The 16,812-nt window shown below is 40.9% G+C and carries 19 protein-coding genes; 4 read left to right on the forward strand and 15 right to left on the reverse strand.

The window, feature by feature from the left end:
• On the reverse strand, window positions 1-904 hold a 904-nt coding region (locus L1D46_RS15680; RefSeq protein ID WP_130051786.1), incomplete at its 3' end, for a M14 family metallocarboxypeptidase.
• A gap of 62 nt (window positions 905-966) precedes the next feature.
• Window positions 967-1,557: a hypothetical protein gene (locus L1D46_RS15685; protein WP_239977845.1), complete on the reverse strand. Its 591-nt coding sequence runs from the start codon at window positions 1,555-1,557 to the stop codon at window positions 967-969.
• A gap of 152 nt (window positions 1,558-1,709) precedes the next feature.
• Between L1D46_RS15685 and L1D46_RS15690 the strand changes: the two genes are divergently transcribed.
• The gene (locus tag L1D46_RS15690) at window positions 1,710-2,747 is read left to right on the forward strand and encodes an AI-2E family transporter (protein ID WP_239977846.1); all 1,038 of its coding nucleotides are present in this window, start codon (window positions 1,710-1,712) and stop codon (window positions 2,745-2,747) included.
• A gap of 59 nt (window positions 2,748-2,806) precedes the next feature.
• Here L1D46_RS15690 and L1D46_RS15695 read toward each other — a convergent pair whose 3' ends face one another.
• From L1D46_RS15695 to L1D46_RS15715, 5 genes are all read right to left on the reverse strand, one after another.
• The gene (locus L1D46_RS15695; protein WP_130051783.1) at window positions 2,807-3,223 is read right to left on the reverse strand and encodes a hypothetical protein; all 417 of its coding nucleotides are present in this window, start codon (window positions 3,221-3,223) and stop codon (window positions 2,807-2,809) included.
• Window positions 3,210-4,547 carry an ATP-binding protein gene (locus L1D46_RS15700; protein ID WP_167658625.1) on the reverse strand — a complete coding sequence of 446 codons (1,338 nt, stop codon included), beginning with the start codon at window positions 4,545-4,547 and terminating at the stop codon, window positions 3,210-3,212. Before L1D46_RS15700 ends, L1D46_RS15695 begins: the two co-directional genes overlap by 14 nt.
• Window positions 4,541-5,215: a response regulator transcription factor gene (locus L1D46_RS15705; protein ID WP_054552907.1), complete on the reverse strand. Its 675-nt coding sequence runs from the start codon at window positions 5,213-5,215 to the stop codon at window positions 4,541-4,543. The genes L1D46_RS15700 and L1D46_RS15705 overlap by 7 nt, the downstream gene beginning before the upstream one ends.
• A gap of 2 nt (window positions 5,216-5,217) precedes the next feature.
• Window positions 5,218-5,469 carry a PepSY domain-containing protein gene (locus L1D46_RS15710; RefSeq protein WP_130051781.1) on the reverse strand — a complete coding sequence of 84 codons (252 nt, stop codon included), beginning with the start codon at window positions 5,467-5,469 and terminating at the stop codon, window positions 5,218-5,220.
• A gap of 152 nt (window positions 5,470-5,621) precedes the next feature.
• Window positions 5,622-5,921 carry a YciI family protein gene (locus L1D46_RS15715; RefSeq protein ID WP_175580462.1) on the reverse strand — a complete coding sequence of 100 codons (300 nt, stop codon included), beginning with the start codon at window positions 5,919-5,921 and terminating at the stop codon, window positions 5,622-5,624.
• 176 nt (window positions 5,922-6,097) lie between these two features.
• On the opposite strand from L1D46_RS15715, the gene L1D46_RS15720 reads away from it, so the two are divergent.
• Window positions 6,098-7,522, forward strand: coding sequence for a sodium-dependent transporter (locus tag L1D46_RS15720; RefSeq protein ID WP_130051780.1), 1,425 nt, complete (start codon window positions 6,098-6,100; stop codon window positions 7,520-7,522).
• Window positions 7,523-7,593: 71 nt separating this feature from the next.
• On the opposite strand, the gene L1D46_RS15725 is transcribed toward L1D46_RS15720, so the two are convergent.
• Together L1D46_RS15725 and L1D46_RS15730 are read right to left on the reverse strand one after the other, a co-directional pair.
• Entirely contained in the window at window positions 7,594-8,232 is a 639-nt protein-coding gene (locus L1D46_RS15725; RefSeq protein ID WP_239977847.1) for a CPBP family glutamic-type intramembrane protease, read from the reverse strand.
• 58 nt (window positions 8,233-8,290) lie between these two features.
• Window positions 8,291-8,878: an inner membrane-spanning protein YciB gene (locus L1D46_RS15730; RefSeq protein ID WP_167658623.1), complete on the reverse strand. Its 588-nt coding sequence runs from the start codon at window positions 8,876-8,878 to the stop codon at window positions 8,291-8,293.
• 192 nt (window positions 8,879-9,070) lie between these two features.
• Between L1D46_RS15730 and L1D46_RS15735 the strand changes: the two genes are divergently transcribed.
• Together L1D46_RS15735 and L1D46_RS15740 are read left to right on the forward strand one after the other, a co-directional pair.
• The gene (locus L1D46_RS15735) at window positions 9,071-9,340 is read left to right on the forward strand and encodes an HU family DNA-binding protein (RefSeq protein ID WP_130051777.1); all 270 of its coding nucleotides are present in this window, start codon (window positions 9,071-9,073) and stop codon (window positions 9,338-9,340) included.
• Window positions 9,341-9,476: 136 nt separating this feature from the next.
• Complete coding sequence (locus L1D46_RS15740) at window positions 9,477-10,049, forward strand: type 1 glutamine amidotransferase domain-containing protein (protein ID WP_167658622.1); 573 nt, start codon at window positions 9,477-9,479, stop codon at window positions 10,047-10,049.
• Between the two features lie 54 nt (window positions 10,050-10,103).
• Here L1D46_RS15740 and trpA read toward each other — a convergent pair whose 3' ends face one another.
• From trpA to L1D46_RS15770, 6 genes are read right to left on the reverse strand one after another with little or no spacing between them, the layout of a single operon-like run.
• The gene (gene trpA / locus L1D46_RS15745; protein ID WP_167658621.1) at window positions 10,104-10,916 is read right to left on the reverse strand and encodes a tryptophan synthase subunit alpha; all 813 of its coding nucleotides are present in this window, start codon (window positions 10,914-10,916) and stop codon (window positions 10,104-10,106) included.
• Window positions 10,913-12,097: a tryptophan synthase subunit beta gene (gene trpB, locus L1D46_RS15750; protein ID WP_130051774.1), complete on the reverse strand. Its 1,185-nt coding sequence runs from the start codon at window positions 12,095-12,097 to the stop codon at window positions 10,913-10,915. The genes trpA and trpB overlap by 4 nt, the downstream gene beginning before the upstream one ends.
• Before the next feature lie 7 nt (window positions 12,098-12,104).
• Window positions 12,105-13,469, reverse strand: a complete 1,365-nt coding sequence (gene trpCF, locus L1D46_RS15755; RefSeq protein ID WP_130051773.1) for a bifunctional indole-3-glycerol-phosphate synthase TrpC/phosphoribosylanthranilate isomerase TrpF — start codon at window positions 13,467-13,469, stop codon at window positions 12,105-12,107.
• On the reverse strand, window positions 13,462-14,481 hold the full coding sequence (trpD, locus tag L1D46_RS15760) for an anthranilate phosphoribosyltransferase (RefSeq protein WP_239977848.1): 1,020 nt from the start codon (window positions 14,479-14,481) through the stop codon (window positions 13,462-13,464). The genes trpCF and trpD overlap by 8 nt, the downstream gene beginning before the upstream one ends.
• Before the next feature lie 9 nt (window positions 14,482-14,490).
• Window positions 14,491-15,096, reverse strand: coding sequence for an aminodeoxychorismate/anthranilate synthase component II (locus tag L1D46_RS15765; protein ID WP_130051771.1), 606 nt, complete (start codon window positions 15,094-15,096; stop codon window positions 14,491-14,493).
• Window positions 15,096-16,664, reverse strand: coding sequence for an anthranilate synthase component 1 (locus L1D46_RS15770; RefSeq protein WP_239977849.1), 1,569 nt, complete (start codon window positions 16,662-16,664; stop codon window positions 15,096-15,098). The genes L1D46_RS15765 and L1D46_RS15770 overlap by 1 nt, the downstream gene beginning before the upstream one ends.
• Between the last annotated feature and the right edge of the window lie 148 nt (window positions 16,665-16,812).

A 16,812-nucleotide genomic window follows, 5' to 3' on the forward strand; every position in this document is an offset into this window, starting at 1 on the left:
ATTTATTAACAATATAGTTCAATGCACCGGTAATCGAGGCTACTTGTGCATCAATACAGACTTCATCATTTGCCTGTGGGCTATCAGGGTAAACTTCTGTTGTTGTCACAAATTCAGCATCAGTGAGACCCATACATAAGCCGAGTTTTTTCGCTTGGTAATGAATAACACCCAATTGGGTTTGCGGTACACCAATCAACTGGTTATTCTCATCGCTAGGTGCGATATGAGTTACTTTTTCAACAGACTTAATAATCGCTGCCTGAAACGCGTCATGTGGACGTTCACTATCAGCAACGAGATAAAAGCCATCTGGGATGTTCCAGTTATCGTGAGTGGTTGCATCACGTGCTGCAAGAGCAGGACGAAACTCACTATTATCAGTATCAGTTGTTTCATGTAGGTCGATATGCACGTAAGGTGCAATGGTATTGTCAGCTAAATACTGCATGATTGCTGCAGACTCTTCAGCTGGGCTGTCAGCGTAGAATGAGCGGTTTGGATCTGTCGCATTAGGGTTCCAGCGATTAATTGTTTCATAACCCCACGGGCTGATACACGGTGCTACTAAAATATTAAAATCGGCAAAGTAGTCTTTAGCTTTGTTCTTAGCAAACGCTAATGCGCCATGCACACCACTTGTTTCATAGCCATGAACGCCACCGGTAACCAATACTGTCGGTTTATCAGCTTGCCATTGCTTGCTCTTTAAAATGTAAAGAGGGTACTTGTCGCTGTCGTAACTTAATGCACCATACTGTTCAATATTGAAATCGATTGATAAAGACTCTAATTGCGATACAACATCATCTATATAGCTACGTTTTACTGTCTGTGATTTAAACCATGCTTTTTTATCTGCTTCGTTCCACGGTTTACCTGGGGTTCCTATAGGGTAACTCATAAAATACCTTATTCGACTTGCTGCAAAACGCCAAGCTTATCTAAGCCGTTAAGTCACTGCAACTAGATAAGTTCAGTGGTAAAGGTACCTTGCTCATACAGCTTTGCGTGATGGTGCTTATGGGCCTCAAATAAGTATCTACGAAGTTCCTCTTCACCTTTGCAAACCTTTACGATCTTACCTGCAATCCCTTTACTAGTGGTTCGAATTGGCTTCACACTAAGAATAATGTGATCTCTGCTAGGTAAATCAAATGCGAGTAATATGTCTTTGTTTAGCTCTGGAGCTTGACGCTTAGGCTTGAGTAACACGCCAGTACTTGATAAAGACAATATTTGAAATTGCTCGGTATGTATTTCGAGATCAGGAGTTCGCCAGCTGCGTTCGATACCTTTGGTATCTATCACTTCTGGTGCACTGAGTAAGGGTATCAGCTGGCCATTTTCGTCATTGATAAACTCAAGTGGAAACCAAAGCTGATACATACCCACCTCGGCAAGTAAAGTTAGTTTGGAATTTGCTAGTAAGCCGTTTAATTTATTTGGCAAGTTGAGCCTAACAGACATTTTTGTATCGGTTGGATCGCCATCAAGGTTTTCAGCCTCGAATAAACGGTTGAAAAAAGTAAGTTCTTGTTCGGATAAATGTGCCATATAAAGCTCCTTCTTTAGCACGCTTACTTATATGTATCATAAATTGTTCAAATTATGCACGTATAATGAGCATTAATTATGCCAGAAGCTTTGTGATTTATTTTGCTGCGTATTTCACTTACACTTATAAAAAAGTTAACAAGGATTTTATTTTGTCGAGCCTGACTGGTGTAAATAAAAGTTTAGTAATATTTGCTGCTTTAGTCGTTGTTTTAGCGGGTATTAAAGCTGCAAGTGTGATTGTTATTCCATTTGTGTTGGCGGCCTTTATCGCTATTATTTGTAATCCCTTAATCCGTTTCTTTGCCAAATACGGTATCCCTAAAGGTATTGCTGTGGTTTTTGTGATGCTGATGATTGTCGGTATAGGGATAAGCCTTGCCGGTCTGGTTGGGCAATCTATGACCGATTTTTCAGAAAATTTACCTGAGTACAAGGCACAACTCAAAGAAGAGTTTGTCTGGGTGGTTAACGTTGCTGCAAGCTATAACATTTTGATTGATAAAGAGCAGATTATTTCTTTATTTGATCCAGGTAAAATGATTGATGTTGCAACTAATATGCTCACCGGGTTAGGTGGGGTGATGGCGAACCTGTTTTTAATCATATTAACTGTCGTGTTTATGCTATTTGAAGGGCCAATGCTCAGCAAAAAAGTGCATTTAGCACTCGATGACCCTGAAATGAAAATGCAGCAAGTTGACCGTTTCTTAGATTCAATTAATTCTTATCTAGCCATAAAAACAATGGTTAGTCTAGGCACAGGTGTTCTTGCAGGATTCATGCTGTGGGCACTTAATGTTGATTATTTTGTGCTCTGGGCTGTGGTGGCGTTTATACTTAACTATATTCCTAATATTGGTTCAATTATTGCTGCAGTACCAGCTGTGTTACTTGCTTTAATCACGCAAGGCCCATTGGTAGCAGGGTTTATCGCTGGTGGATATTTAGTTATTAACACAGTGATGGGTAATATTGTAGAACCGCGCTTTATGGGGAAAGGGCTGGGCTTATCGACGCTAGTGGTGTTTTTATCGTTGATTTTCTGGGGCTGGTTGATGGGAACAGTTGGTATGCTATTGTCAGTTCCATTAACTATGATAGTTAAAATTGCTTTAGAAACCAGCCAAGAAGGGCGATGGCTTGCTACTTTGCTAGGTAACGGTGAAGAGCTAAAACTTGAGGATTAAAAAGGCGCTTAAGCGCCTTTTTATTTTTCAAAATGATTAACGATTATAGCGACTTGGTATCACTTTAGAGGTTGTTGTAAAACCTTTACATGGTTTTTGAGAATTTCAATCTCACATTGTTTGTAGGCAATAGCGGCACTAGTGCCATTTGGCATTTTTTGTAAGTAGCGCCAACGACAACTGTCTTCTAAATAACGCTCTTGGTTTTTTATACTGCGATTAAAAATTGGTAGCAATTGGCTATTACCGGTATCTTCTTTTATTTTTTCAAGATCCATAGTGAGCTTATTAACCCACATTTTTTGGTCACGTTGCAGGTCTGCAATAACTTGATCAAGGCATTGAATATACCGCTTGGTGTCATCAGTATGGTTGCTCGCGAGCTCACAAGCTTGCTCTGCTTGAGCCTGTGATGCAGTCGTAATTAAACCTAAAAAGATGCTCTTAACGAATATGGATGTTTTATTTTTTATCATGGTAATTAAACTCTAATATAAACTCAGCGCCGGATAGCTTCTCTGCATCTTTAATGGTTAATGTGCCATTATACGAGTTTACTAAATCAGATACGATAGCCATGCCAACACCATGGCCACTTTCGTAAGTATCGAGTCTGGTACCGCGAGTCAGTAATGATTCGCGTTTGTGCTCAGGAACACCTGGGCCATCATCACTTATGCTGAGTGTTAACTTTTTGTTCTGTTTAACCTTTATATCGACCTGTGAACGGCAAGCTTTACAGGCATTATCGATTAAATTACCGAGTAGTTCCATTAAATCGGTTTTATCACCTAAGAAATAGTCTTTTTCACTAACCTCAGAGGTAAAAATAATATCTTTATCGCGATAAACCTTGCTCATCGCGCTTAAAATTGAATCAATAACAGGTTTAATATGGGTTTGCTTTTTCCAAGTATCAGAAGCACCCGTTGCAGCTCGTTTTAATTGATGTTCGATCATCACATTAATACGATCTAACTGCTCTTGTGCATCGGCATCATTGGCTAAAGGGCTTGATTTAAGGACTGCCAAGGGGGTTTTTAATGCATGAGCAAGATCGCTTAACGAAGCTCTATAGCGCTCTTTTTGGCGCTGTTGCGATTCAAGTAATAAGTTTAAGTCGGCTTTTATGGTTTGCAGCTCTACTGGGTAGAGACCTTTTATTTGCTGATTATCGCCCGATTCAATGGCTTTAATTTCTTTATCAAGACGTTGTAATGGCCTTGCACTCCAAACAAAACCAATCGCCATAAGCGCTGCAATGGCCACACCCATTACATACATCCAATTTACTAACGTTTGTTTAAAGCCATCCATCAGCCTGAGAAGTGCATCATTACGTTTTAATAAGATAAAACGCGCATGCTCCGATTGGTCAATGTTTTCTAAAATAACGGTAAGGGTTAATTGCCAGTACACGGTCTTGTTGTATTCAACACGGCGAAAATCCGCAGAGCCTGCTGGGGCTTCAAAGTTATCTGGAATAAAATTGATGTTGGTGGCTGATTCAGAATACCAAACAGGAAGATCACCACGATAAATCATTGCATAGGTATCTGAATTTAAACGATTTAGTTCTGGAGTTAAGATGGTGCTCGGCATTACAATGCCGCGTTCAGTGAAGTCAACTTCAGAAATAAGAGAATATAAATGAGCTTCGAGGGTTTTTTCGGTCGCTTCGACCAAAGAAGCGTAGTAAGCCTTACCAATTGAGAAAAACAGAATTGGCAAGGCTACTAATAAAACAAAGACAAGGATAAATCCTTGCCTTACTTTAAGCGGTATTTGCGATGCTACCACTGACTTTTAAGCCTATAACCACGGCCACGTAATGTTTCAACTGGGTTAAGGGTACCGTCAGGGTCAAGCTTCTTACGTAAACGCAATACGAAAACTTCTATTACGTTTGAATCAAGGTCGAAGTCTTGATCATAAATGTGCTCTGTCAATTCAGATTTAGAAATTACCTTTTGTGGGTTAACCATTAGATATTCTAAAACTTTGTATTCGTATGCAGTTAAGCTAAGTTCTTTATCATTAACCCAAACTTGTTGTGAGCGAGTGTGTATTTTGATAGGACCTGCTGTCATTTCTGGGTTTGCTTTACCTGCGCTGCGGCGGATAAGTGCATTACAGCGTGCAATCAGCTCTTCAACATGGAAAGGTTTAGTTAGGTAGTCATCAGCACCTGCATCTAAGCCTTCTACTTTATCCTGCCAACGGTCACGTGCAGTTAAAATCAAAATAGGGATAGTAATACCCTGAGCACGGGCTTTGGTAATTAATTCGATACCATCTACTTTTGGTAAGCCTAGATCTACTACCGCCATATCAAGCGGGTACTCGGTAATATGGAATAAACCAGCTTCACCATCGTGACAAAGGTCAACGCTATAACGCTCTTTTTCAAGTGCATTACGAAGGTTATCTGCTAAGTGTAAATCATCTTCAATAACTAAAATTCGCATTCTTAATCCTTTTTCACTTCGCCAGTCTTTTTGTTCACATGGACATCAACCACATGGCCGTTCGTTTTTAAAATTCTTACGGTAAATACTTTATCTTGCTCTGTGATTTTTAGGGTTCGGCCGTCCTCAGATTTTTTGGCAATTGTCACAGCCTGTTTTTTAGTCACTTCAGAGACTTGTTTCTTACTGGCATCAGCATGAAAGCTTGATAATGCAAATAAAAGACTAAAACTGAAGGCTAATAATATGCGCATGACGGGGAACTCCTAAACCAGACCCATTTAGTTTAATTAACCAATTAACTAAAATTCAAGTAATTACGTTCAATTCTGTAATTTCAATAGGCAAATCTTAGTTAATAAGCCGTGAACAAACACTGAATTAATGATTCAGTTAAGTTCAGACGTTAACCAAATACTTTTTTAAATGGTTTTACAACTGAGTTGTCGTAAACACCTGCAGCAATATAAGGATCATTTGCTGCCCATTCACGAGCTGCTTCTAATGACTCAAACTCAGCAACGACTAACGAACCTGTAAAACCAGCTTCAGCGGGATCTTCACTATCAATGGCAGGAAGCGGACCTGCTGTGAATAAACGGTTTTGTTCATCTAATTCTTGTAGACGTGCTAGGTGAGCAGGACGCGCAGATTTGCGTGCTTCTAAACTATTTTCAACATCAGTTGAATAAATCATATACAGCATGTTGTGTTCTCAATGTTATTTTTAAAAAATAGTAGCATATTCTTAGCAATAGACGAGAGAATATTCGCGTAATAATCTTTACACAAACCCATATAACTTTAACTTATAAAGCTTGAAATACGCGGTGTAACACTGGTAGAGTCGCTGGGTTGAGAAAATAATAATAAGGTTTTTAAATGAGCGAAAAACGCGAGCATTTTAGCTCCCGCCTCGGTTTTATTTTAGCGGCAGCCGGTTCTGCTGTAGGTATCGGAAACTTAGTGGGTTTTCCTGTTTCAGCTACAAAAAACGGCGGTGGTGCTTTCCTATTAGTTTATGCATTGTTTGTCATTTTCATCTGTTTACCAGTGATGATGGCTGAAATGGCAATGGGTCGTAAAGCGCAAAAAGATCCTCTTGGTTCTTACAAATTATTAGCGGGCAACGATCCTAAATGGAACTTTGCAGGCTTTTTAGCAGTATTAACGCCATTTATGATTGCTGTTTTTTATATGGTTATCACTGTATGGATTTTTGGTTATTTATCGCAAACTGCATTTGGTAATTTAGATGCTTTGGCTCAGCCAGATAACTTTGGCACTTTTATTAACAGCTACACCGTGTTTGGCTATATGGCAGTGGTTGCTATCATCGTTAACTTGATTTTGGTTGGCGGCGTAAAAGAAGGTATTGAAAAAGCAGCTAAGTTTATGATGCCAGCTTTATTCGTTCTACTAACAGCGTTGGTTATTTATGTATTAACACTTGATAACGCGATGGCTGGTGTGAAGTACTATATAGTGCCTGACTTTTCAAAAATGGATGCAAGTGTATTAAATGGTGCATTAGCACAAGCGTTTTTCTCATTGTCGTTAGGTATGGGTATTTTAATGACCTATGCATCTTATATTTCAAAGAAAGACGACATTGTTGGTAGTGCTAAAATGGTTGCTGTAACCGATTCTCTTGTTGCATTTATTGCGGGTCTTATGGTTCTTCCTGCTATATTTAGCTTTAACCCAAACACTGACCCAAGCACTTTATCTGACTCATCGGTATCGATGATTTTTGTTTATTTACCAAAAATTCTATTAGCGTTACAAGCTGATATTGGTTATGTAGGTGCATCAATTGTTGCGTTTGTATTCTTTTTACTCGTCTTTTTTGCTGCAATTACGTCGCTTGTATCAATTGTAGAAGTTCCAACAGCAACATTAAGTGACCGCAAAGGTATTAGCCGTAAAAAAGCGTTGCTTATCTTAACTTTATCTACAGGTGTATTAACTGTGCTTTGTACGATGTCGTTTGGTATGGTTGAATCACTCACTAAGTTTGTTAGTTATGGCGGCGCAGATAAGAGTTTATTTGATATTGTTTATGATGTGTTTTACGACACAATTTTACCGCTTAACGGTTTAATGGTGTGTTTATTCGTTATGTACCGTTGGAAAAAAGCAAACTTATCAGCAGAGCTAAGCCAAGGCTGTGACGGCTATGTTGGTAGCTTCACAGAGAAGTATGTGAACTTCTCACTATCAACGTTTATCCCTGCCATTTTATTACTAATCTTTGTAAATACGGTGGCGACTAAATTCTTTGCATTTAGTATTTTCGGATTTTAAAAACCAGTTCAATACTTAGCCGCGCACTTTGCGCGGCTTTTTTATGCCTGCTATTTGTTGTGCTTTAATAATCAAAATGCTCCTGCATCAAGCACATCACCCAAGCCAAGGGTAAACATCCAAAGTCCCCACAAACTGTGTTCAATTACACACACGAAGGTAGAGCGGCTTTGCGAATAAGTATATGAGAACAACAGTCCACCTAAAAATGCTAGAAGTACGGCCAATACATTCGCATAGACAATATGCGCCAACGCAAACACCGATGCGCTGACAATAATACGCACCGTTTTACTTGGCATAATGCGTTTATAACGATGGAAAAAATAGGTTCTAAAAATAAGTTCTTGCGGCATCACCGATAAGATAGGGTAGAGCAGTAGCAACATTAGCCAATCGTTGAATGAGTTTCGTGGTAGTGAAAACCAGTTTTCTTGATTCATGATGCCGTAAAACATCCCGGAGAATAGCGCTCCTAAAAAGAAAAAACTAAATAAACGACTTTTTACCGCACTAAATTGCCCGAGGCTTGTTAAGCGAAAACGCTTAAAGTGGGGATCAGACAGAAGCAGCATGCCACATACAATCATTAAGATAATAAGTGCGGGAATGAGCCAGTTAGCGAGGTAGGCACGCAAAAAGAAGCCTAAGAGCGGCAAAGAAACAAATATGAGGGTAAATTCAAACCAGCGGTATTGGTTAGCGTTCAATGTCGTCTCAGCGTTTTTTTTGTTTACGCTAACAAGCTAAGACGACAGTTTTATGACACTAAGATTGCTTTGAATCTTTCTCTTCGTCATCTTCTGGTAAGTATTTGAATAGGGTGATGATTGTTGCTAACACGCAGACAAAGGTAATACCCATTAAGCCAAACACTTTAAAGTTAACCCAAAAGTCGAGTGAGAAGTTATACGCAATATAGATATTAAGCGCAGAAATACCCGCAGTAATTGCAACCCAAAACAGGTTAAGCTTGTTCCATAATGCTTCTGGTACCTTTATTTCTTGTTTACTCTCAGAGGCATTTTCTAAAATCGAGCTAAGTGCTTTTTTCACTAGGTTTTTGCCAAGTACATAGCGGCTTACTAACAAAGTGACACTGAAAATTGCATATACAATGGTGGCTTTCCATTTGACAAACTGTTCATCGTGAAAAACTAAAGTAAGTGTACCTAACACCACCGCGATGGCAAAAAACAGCCAATGTCTGGTCGGCACTTTGCCATCCTTAAAATAACAATAAGCAACCTGAATTAAGGTGGTTAGCATCAGCAATGCTGTTGCCCAATAAATATCAACTAACTTGAAAACCGCAAAGAACAAAATCAGCGGGATGTATTCAATAATCGCATGCATAGATTTATAAATGCTCTAATTTAAAAAGATACTGGGTTGTATCAAGTTATTGCGCAAGATACAAGGTTGACTTAGTAGAGCTGAAAGCTTAGCCTCCCGAGCCAATCTGGCCTAAACCTGCGTTTAGGTTGTTTTACCTTATCTTTTTCCGCTTAACCTCAGATGATTAAGTGGCGTATTTTGGAGCATTTTATGAATAAAGCCGCGTTAGTATCACAAATGGCTGCCCACAGTGAATTAACAAAAAAAGACACACAAGCTGCCTTAACTAGTATGTTAAATGCTATCGAAAAATCACTGTCTGAAGGCGATCAAGTGCAAATTAATGGCTTTGGTACGTTTGCATTGAGTTATTACCCAGCACGTAAAGGTCGTAATCCACAAACAGGTGAAGAAATTGAAATTGAAGGCGCTAACAAGCCTGTTTTTAAACCTGCTAAAGCATTAAAAGACGCCCTATAAGCAGGATTTGCAAATTCGTTGTAGCATTTACACACTGAATCAGAATATTTTTAAATTAAGTTAATACTTTCAATGTGTTAAATTTGGCATGTTGTCTGCTGCTATTACTTTAGGTTTACCTAAATAAGGAGATAACATGTCAAATTTAAACAGCCAACTTAATGGTAAAAAGATTGCCATTCTAGCAACCAATGGTTTTGAGCAAAGTGAGCTATTATCACCACGCAGCGCATTGTTAGAAGCAGGTGCACTTGTAGAAGTCGTGTCTCTTGAACGTGGAGATATTACTGGCTGGGATGAAAACCAATGGGGTGAAAGAGTCACAGTGGATCGTGTGGTTAGCGAGGCTGACTCAAGTGAATATGATGCCCTATTGCTACCTGGTGGTTTATTCAATCCAGACACACTGCGTCAAGATAGCGAAGCAAAAGCCTTTGTTGATGGTTTCTTCAGTGCAGGTAAAAATAAACCCATTGCAGCGATTTGTCATGGACCATGGCTACTAGCTGAAGTTAACAAATTACGCGACCGCAAGGTGACGTCATACCCAAGCATTAAAACCGACTTAATCAATGCTGGCGCAAATTGGGTTGATCAAGAGGTGTGTGTTGATGAAGGTATAGTCACAAGCCGAAGCCCAGCTGACTTAGAGGCTTTTAATCGAAAATTCATTGAAGAAATTAAAGAGGGTGTGCATCGCCATCATTAATAGTTAGATACAATAAAGGGCCTATAAGGCCCTTTTTTAAGTAAACTAAACAACTTATTTTGTAGCTGCTTTCATACTGGCTACAAACTCTTTCAACCCACTTAGCATCGCTGCTTGGTCATCAAGGTTTGCTTCTATGATTTTAACTACTGCAGAACCTGAAATCGCCCCAGCGGCCCCTGATTCGAGTGCTGATTTAACATCTTCCGGTGTTGATACTCCAAAGCCTAATAAAGCTGGTGCAGCATGATAATCTTTTAGCTTTTTAACTAACGAGTCTGCTGGCATTTGTGCTTTAGTTTCTGTTCCCGTAACGCCCGCGCGTGATAACAGATAAGTGTAACCACGGCCATATGAAGCACACTCGCGTAAAGTGTCGTCATCAGCATTAGGCGTTGCAATAAAAATTGGGTCTATGCCATTTTTCATTGCTGTTTGGCGAAATAGCTTTGATTCATGTAGCGGTACGTCAGCCACTAAAATTGAATCGACACCTGCTTCTTTAGCATCTTGATAAAACTTTTCGATGCCACGCTTAAACACCAGATTTGAATACAATAATAGGCCAATTGGAATATCTGCATTGTATTCACGCACTTGTTTGATGATATCAAAGCAATCTTGGGTATTAATGTTTTCATCAAGCGCACGAATGTTGGCCGCTTGGATAACAGGGCCATCTGCAATCGGATCAGAAAATGGAATACCTAACTCAAGGGCATCAGCGCCGCCATCAATTAAGCTTTTGATGATTTCTACACTCAGTGCTTTATTAGGGTCGCCAATGGTCACAAACGGCACAAACGCACCTTGGTTTGTTTCATTTAATGTGGCGAACAGTTGTCCGTAACGGTTAGTCTGGCTCATAGTGCGCCTCCTTCTGATAAAACACTGTGTACGTGAGCCAAATCTTTATCGCCTCGGCCGCTTAGGTTAACCACTAAAATAGTGTCTTCGGTTTGTTGCTCGGCATATTTAAGAGCATATGCTAGGGCGTGGCTTGACTCAAGGGCTGGAATAATCCCTTCGTTTTTAGCTAATAATTGGAATGCCTCTAGAGCTTCAGTATCGCTAATACCAACGTATTGTGCACGGCCTGTTTCATGTAAATGAGCATGCTGTGGACCAACGGCTGGGTAATCAAGACCTGCTGAAACAGAGTAAGACTCTTCAATTTGACCATCATCATCTTGCATAATATAAGTATAAGTACCGTGTAAAATGCCCTTTGTGCCCTTACATAAGGTCGCACCATGTTGATGCGTATCTAAGCCTTTACCAGCAGGTTCTACACCAATCAGTTTTACGCTTGGCTCATCAATAAAGTCTGTGAACATACCAATTGCATTAGAGCCACCGCCAACACAAGCAAGCACGGCATCCGGTAATCGACCTTCTGCTTTTAACACTTGTTGTTTTGCTTCTTCTCCAATCATTTTTTGGAACTCACGTACCATGGTTGGGAATGGGTGAGGGCCTGCTGCAGTGCCCAGTAAATAGTGAGCATCTTTGTAATTAGCAGACCAATCGCGTAGTGCTTCGTTTACTGCGTCTTTTAAAGTACCAGAGCCTGCTGTGACAGGAATAACCTCTGCACCCATTAGTTTCATTCGAAATACGTTTGGTTGCTGACGTTCAACGTCTTTTGCGCCCATGTAAACACGGCACTTTAAGCCAAGTAGGGCACACGCGAGGGCAGTTGCAACACCGTGTTGGCCAGCACCTGTTTCTGCAATGACTTCTTTTTTCCCCATGCGCTTTGTAAGTAGTGCTTGACCAAGTACTTGGTTGGTTTTGTGCGCACCGCCGTGGAGTAAATCTTCACGCTTTAAATATAGTTTTACCTTTGGGTTTTTAACTAAATTACGTGTCAATGTTAGTGGCGTAGGGCGACCTGCGTATTCATTTAATAGTTTTTCAAATTCAGCCTGAAAAGCTGGATCTTTTTGTGATTTATTAAACTCTGCTTCTAGTTGCTTGAGTGCAGGCACAAGCAACTGTGGTACAAACATACCACCGAATTCACCAAAATAAGCTGGATTTTGCATTATAACCTCAATAATTTCTGATATGCGAAAACGCATTTTGTAATTTTGTTTGGCACTTTTTACCCGCTGACGCTTCAACGCCAGAATTTAGGTCAAGGCCATTGGCACCGCGATAAAGCGCTGCATGAATATTCTCTGGATTTAAACCACCGGCTAACATAAATGGCACCGTTGCCGTTTCTAGTACAGACCAATCAAATGTTTCGCCTGTGCCGCCTTTTTGGCTTTTGCTGTAAGTGTCGTATAAATGGCGGTCAACCCCTTCAAGCGGTTTTGGTAATTCGCCTTTAACGGCTTGTGCTTTCCAAATTTCACAGCCAAGCGGTAATTGCTTTCTGAGAGTTTGAATATATTCGCTATTCTCGTCACCATGTAATTGCACTGCAGCTAGCTTTAAACTTTGTGCATAATCTACTACTTGTTCAACAGGCGCATTGACAAAAACACCAACATAAGCGAGCGGGGCACTTTGTGTTACTTGCTTGGCGCAGTCGATATCGACATAACGTGGTGACTTAGGGTAAAAAATTAAACCGCCATAAACAGCACCACTCGCGTAGGCTGCCATCGCGTCTTGTGAACGGGTTAAGCCACACACTTTATTTTCACCTAAAATCACTTTACGACACGCGGCTTCTAAGTCGCGCTCAGCCATGAGTGAGCTACCGATTAAAAAGCCGTCGCATAATGGCGCTAGGCGTTTTACATCTTTATGGGTATAAATGCCCGACTCTGAAATGACCACTTTGTCATTTGGGATAAGCTGGCGTAATCGCTCTGTTGTCGCAAGATCAGTACTTAAATCACGAAGGTCGCGGTTGTTAATGCCAATAAGGCTGGCATTAAGTGCAAGTGCGCGGCTTACTTCTTGCTCATTACTGACTTCAGTGAGTACCGACATATTCAAAGAATCAGCCACTTTATGAAGCGCTAAATATTGTTCGTCATCAAGGACAGAGAGCATTAATAAAATAGCATCACCACCAGACAAGCGTGCTAAATAGACTTGGTACTCATCAATAAAGAAGTCTTTACAAATTAGCGGCTGCTCAACTTGGCTGCGCACATATTCAAGGTACTGATAGCTGCCTTGGAAATATTTTTCGTCAGTAAGCACACTCATGCAGGTTGCGTACTTTTTATATACCGAAGTAATTTCGTCTAAATTAAACGGCTCGCGAATAAGCCCTTTTGACGGTGATGCTTTTTTACACTCTAAAATAAATTGTGTGCCAGTTGCTGCTAACGCTGCTTCAAAGTCTCGCTTGGTTGGTACAACATCCTCAATGAATGACTCAAGCGGGCGCTGTGCTTTTCTTTGTTCTAATTCAATGCGTTTGTCGGCAACAATTTTGTCTAACACGTTAGCCATGACTTACCTCAATAATTGCGTTCAATGTGTCCATCGCTTTGCCTGATGCTAATAATTCACTTACTTGATCTGCGGCTGCTTTTAAATCACTTGTTTTATCAGTTAAATAAAGAAGTGCCGCAACGTTGGCTATAATAGCTGCGTTATGCGCCATTTCACCTTGACCTTGTAAAATCGCTAAGCTTGCTTTTGAGTTATATTCTGGCCCTTGGCCTGCTAGTTGTTCAAGTGAATAGTTTGCAAGACCAAAATCGCTCGCTGTTAGCGTGTATTCGCTTAGTTCACCGTTATTTAGCTCAACCACTTTGGTTGTCCCGTGCAAGGCAATTTCGTCAGTGCCTGCACCATGAACCACCATGGCGCGTTTAGTGCCAAGGGTTTTTAAGGTTTCTGCCATTGGTAAACACAGTGAAGCGTCATAAACACCAAGCAATTGAACCTCGGGTGCAGCAGGGTTGGCAAGCGGCCCTAAAATATTAAAAATTGTGCGGCTTTTAAGGGCTGTTCGCACGCCCATCGCATGGCGTACACCACTGTGATAATGCGGCGCAAATAAAAATGTGAAGCCAGTATTTTCTAAACAAATGGCTGCTTGCTCAGGGCTCATATCGATATTGATACCCAAGGCTTTTAGTAAATCCGCAGAGCCAGAATTACTCGATACACTACGATTACCATGTTTGACCATGTTGATGCCCGCAGCGGCGGCTACAATAGCAGCAGTGGTACTAATATTAATTGTGTTTGAGCCATCGCCACCGGTACCACAGCTATCTGCAAGCAAGGTTTTGCTGGTTTTAAATGGCACTGCATTGGCGCGCATTGATGCTGCCGCACCGGCGATTTCATCACTCGTTTCGCCTTTTAGTTTTAGGGCGATAAGTGCAGCGGTTAATTCAATATCATTAAGCTGACCATTCATGATGGCGTCAAACAATGCAGTTGCTTGCAGAAATGATAAATCTTGCTTTGCTAATAATTGGTTTAACTGGGTTTGGGTTGTTGCTTCCATGTTATTCCTCTACTGCACGCGTGCGGTTAAAAATTCAATGCTTTGCTGTAATAGCAATGCGCCATTTGGCGTTAAAATTGACTCAGGATGAAACTGATAGCCAAGGGCGTTATCTTGTTGGTGGTAAATTGCCATCGGAATAGTCTCATAAGAAGCAATTACTTCAACGTCATCAGGGACTTTGGTTGCCATTAATGAATGATAACGAGCAACCGGCATTTTATCGCCCATACCTGCAAATACTGGGTGCTCAGTCAACGCAATAATTGATGACTTGCCATGCACTGTTTCACCTGCATGACCAATAATCCCACCGTAGCTTTGTGTTAGTGCTTGCTGTCCTAAACAGATGCCCAGCATCGGGAAGCGGCCTTTACACAGTTCAATGAGTTCCATTAAACAACCCGCATCCGATGGTGCGCCAGGGCCGGGTGAAAGCACTAATAACACGGGCATTGTCTCTTGGCACATTTTGTCAAAGATGCTTTGTGCACTGATGTTATTACGGTATACCACTAACTCGCACCCTAACATAGAAAGTTCATCGACTAAGTTATAACTAAATGAATCAAAGTTATCTAAAAAGTAGATTTTATAGGCTGATGTTGTTGTCATTATTGTGCCTCGTAGGTCGATTGAATCGCAGTGATCACGGCTTGCGCTTTAGCACGAGTTTCATTGGCTTCTGATTGTGGTTCTGAATCAAACACCACACCTGCACCTGCTTGCACGAAGGCTGTGCCGTTTTTAACAAAGGCAGAGCGAATAACAATGCAGCTATCCATGGCACCATCACCCGTTAAATAACCTACTGCACCACCATAGCTGCCACGGCGTTTTTGTTCGGTTTGACGAACTAATTCAGCGGCACGTACTTTAGGTGCGCCCACTAACGTGCCCATGTTCATACAGGCTTGGTAGGCATGGAGCGCATCTAATTCTGGCTTTAAAGTACCAACAACACGTGAAACTAAGTGCATCACTTGTGAGTAGCGGTCTACTTTTAATAACTCTTTAGCGTGGCGTGTGCCAGGTACGCTAATACGAGCTACATCATTTCGCGCTAAATCTACTAACATCAAGTGCTCAGCACGTTCTTTTTGATCGTTGCGAAGCTCAAGCTCAATGCGGCTGTCTAGGTCTGGATTAATTTGTCCGTTAGCAAACTTGCCACGAGGGCGAGTGCCGGCAATAGGGTATACCTCAACTTGTTTACTCTCTGGACAATATTTGAGGGCTGACTCGGGCGATGCACCAAATAATACAAACTCTTCATCGCGCATGTAAAACATATATGGGCTTGGGTTTTGTTGTTTTAATTGGCTGTAAGCATGAAGTGAGTCAGGGCAGGCGAGAGAAAAAGTACGTGATGGAACAACTTGGAAAATATCACCATCAACAATGTTCTTTTTTAACCTGATAACATGTTCACAGTATTGCTCGTCGCTAACATCGATAGAAATAGGGTTTGAGCCTGTTTGTTTTTGCCCTTGGTAGCTTTGTGCATTGTCACATACGGTATTTAAACGTTCTAACTGTTGACCCACTTCAAAGCAGTTAGCGTGTACTTCAGGGCCGTTAAACACATTGCCGATTAGTTCTGTTGTTTTTGCCTGATGGTCGATGACAATTAACGTTTCAGCTAAGTAGAAAACATAATCTGGGCAGCTATTTTCGCCGTCAGGTACATCAGAAAGGGTTTCGAAATTAGCAACCATATCGTAGGCAAACACACCGCCTAAGAACACAGAAAACGGGTTGTCTGTGGTACTTTTAATACTGTTAATGCAGCTACGTAGCGCACTAAATGCGTTATCTGCTACTAATTTACTGGCTTCATCAATGTCGCTTGCGATCTCGTTGTAGGTTAACGTTAAAGTGTCATCTACAAGCTTTGCAGAACAGTTTTGCACATGACTTTGTAAATAAGGCAGTAATTGTTTGCCATTATTTGACTGTGCTGTGAGTGTGACCTGTTTGCCTTGGCAAACAATACGTAGCGCTGAGTCAACCAAAATTAGACTTTTTACACTGTCTTTTGAATCAATTTCAGCAGACTCTAACAGCAGTGAATTAGGCTTATCGAGTAAACTGTATAACGCAAGTGGGCTACTAATGTAGTCACGCACTTGAGTGATACTGGTTACTTCACCCGGTGTCGTCGTTATATGACTAAAAATCAAACCTTATTCTCCCTCATTCCCAAAAACTCTTTAAAAAACAAAACCCCGCGAAGCGATGCTTGGCGGGGTTCGTATAAAGATGCCTATAAATTAGATAGACCCTTACCGTCCCGCTAAGCCAGGCGCCACCACCAATGATGTGTAAGAG

The sequence above is a fragment of the Pseudoalteromonas sp. Isolate3 genome, assembly GCF_022398505.1.
In the GTDB taxonomy this organism is placed as follows: Bacteria; Pseudomonadota; Gammaproteobacteria; order Enterobacterales; family Alteromonadaceae; genus Pseudoalteromonas; species Pseudoalteromonas apostichopi.

What these genes read in the sequence shown, in the direction of transcription:
- L1D46_RS15685 (WP_239977845.1), bottom strand. Translation starts at nt 1,557, where the DNA reads ATGGCACATTTATCCGAACAAGAACTTACTTTTTTCAACCGTTTATTC.
- L1D46_RS15695 (WP_130051783.1), bottom strand. Translation starts at nt 3,223, where the DNA reads ATGATAAAAAATAAAACATCCATATTCGTTAAGAGCATCTTTTTAGGT.
- L1D46_RS15705 (WP_054552907.1), bottom strand. Translation starts at nt 5,215, where the DNA reads ATGCGAATTTTAGTTATTGAAGATGATTTACACTTAGCAGATAACCTT.
- L1D46_RS15710 (WP_130051781.1), bottom strand. Translation starts at nt 5,469, where the DNA reads ATGCGCATATTATTAGCCTTCAGTTTTAGTCTTTTATTTGCATTATCA.
- L1D46_RS15715 (WP_175580462.1), bottom strand. Translation starts at nt 5,921, where the DNA reads ATGCTGTATATGATTTATTCAACTGATGTTGAAAATAGTTTAGAAGCA.
- L1D46_RS15720 (WP_130051780.1), top strand. Translation starts at nt 6,098, where the DNA reads ATGAGCGAAAAACGCGAGCATTTTAGCTCCCGCCTCGGTTTTATTTTA.
- L1D46_RS15730 (WP_167658623.1), bottom strand. Translation starts at nt 8,878, where the DNA reads ATGCATGCGATTATTGAATACATCCCGCTGATTTTGTTCTTTGCGGTT.
- L1D46_RS15735 (WP_130051777.1), top strand. Translation starts at nt 9,071, where the DNA reads ATGAATAAAGCCGCGTTAGTATCACAAATGGCTGCCCACAGTGAATTA.
- L1D46_RS15740 (WP_167658622.1), top strand. Translation starts at nt 9,477, where the DNA reads ATGTCAAATTTAAACAGCCAACTTAATGGTAAAAAGATTGCCATTCTA.
- trpA (WP_167658621.1), bottom strand. Translation starts at nt 10,916, where the DNA reads ATGAGCCAGACTAACCGTTACGGACAACTGTTCGCCACATTAAATGAA.
- trpB (WP_130051774.1), bottom strand. Translation starts at nt 12,097, where the DNA reads ATGCAAAATCCAGCTTATTTTGGTGAATTCGGTGGTATGTTTGTACCA.
- trpCF (WP_130051773.1), bottom strand. Translation starts at nt 13,469, where the DNA reads ATGGCTAACGTGTTAGACAAAATTGTTGCCGACAAACGCATTGAATTA.
- trpD (WP_239977848.1), bottom strand. Translation starts at nt 14,481, where the DNA reads ATGGAAGCAACAACCCAAACCCAGTTAAACCAATTATTAGCAAAGCAA.
- L1D46_RS15765 (WP_130051771.1), bottom strand. Translation starts at nt 15,096, where the DNA reads ATGACAACAACATCAGCCTATAAAATCTACTTTTTAGATAACTTTGAT.